Below are 535 nucleotides of genomic sequence, written 5' to 3' on the forward strand. Positions count from 1 at the left end.
GCTCTCGGCAGAAAGTCCTGGCTGTTCTGCGGTTCCGATCGCGGCGGACAGCGCGCTGCCGTTCTCTACAGCCTGATCGTCAGCGCCAAGATGAACGATATCGATCCGCAAGTCTGGCTCGCCCACGTCCTCGCTCGACTGCCCGCCTATCCAGCCCATCGGATCGATGATTTGCTGCCGTGGAATTGGAGACCCGCAAAACTGCGGACCCAACCAGCGGCGGCCTGATCATGCAGCGCAATAAGGTGCATCACATCTACACCGTCGAACGTGTCGCCAGGGACCTCGGCGTCAGCGAAGAGCTCATCCAGGACCTGACCCTCGGTCTCGAGCCCGAGGATGGCGTGATCTGGGTGTACGGGGCTAACGATGACGACGGGATCTTGGTCTTCACCGATGAAGGCATCGAAGAGGTCGAACTCCTCCTCGAAGAACATCATCGCGTCTCCCCATCGAAAGCTTGACCCCAGCACCGCGGTGCTCAGGTCCTCATGGCATCGGATATGCACGTCTGCGGTCTTCACCGGATGCGTAC

General features: G+C 60.4%; 2 protein-coding genes. One reads left to right on the forward strand and one right to left on the reverse strand.

Going from position 1 to position 535, the window contains the following annotated elements:
• On the forward strand, nt 1-228 hold a 228-nt coding region (locus NKJ35_RS30835; protein WP_352651409.1), incomplete at its 5' end, for a transposase domain-containing protein.
• Here the strand turns inward: NKJ35_RS30835 and NKJ35_RS30840 are convergent.
• Nucleotides 147-535: hypothetical protein (locus NKJ35_RS30840; RefSeq protein ID WP_352651411.1), on the reverse strand; the 389-nt coding region annotated here is incomplete at its 5' end. The genes NKJ35_RS30835 and NKJ35_RS30840 overlap by 82 nt on opposite strands.

The organism is Mesorhizobium sp. M0136 (genome assembly GCF_040322515.1).
Taxonomy (GTDB): Bacteria; Pseudomonadota; Alphaproteobacteria; order Rhizobiales; family Rhizobiaceae; genus Mesorhizobium.